The sequence below is a fragment of the Mariniradius sediminis genome (assembly GCF_021491425.1).
Classification (GTDB): domain Bacteria; phylum Bacteroidota; class Bacteroidia; order Cytophagales; family Cyclobacteriaceae; genus Mariniradius; species Mariniradius saccharolyticus.
This window is the reverse complement of sequence record NZ_JAKEVZ010000094.1, coordinates 1-255: the sequence shown is the minus strand read 5'-3', so window position 1 is coordinate 255 and position 255 is coordinate 1. Positions and strand designations below refer to the sequence as shown.

1 protein-coding gene is annotated in these 255 nt (G+C 58.4%); it reads left to right on the top strand.

From position 1 onward, the window contains the following. Positions 1-255 (top strand): transposase (locus tag L0U89_RS20730; RefSeq protein ID WP_234863209.1); only part of this gene is annotated, 255 nt, incomplete at both ends.

Here is a 255-nt window from a genome sequence, read left to right as displayed (position 1 = left end):
AGGGCTACGACAAAAAGAGCTACAGGAGTTCGGAGACGGTCTGCGGGAGCTGCCCGCTACGGGAGAAGTGCTGCGGCAAGGCGACCAGGTTCAAGAAACTGGAGGAGAGCATCGACAAGCCCTACTACGACCGGATGCACCGGAAGCTTACCCAAAACCCCGCCTATGCCAGGCGGATCGGCAAAATCCGGAGCCGGACCGTGGAGCCTGTCCTAGGTACCTTAGTAAACTTCCTGAACATGCGCCGGATCAACA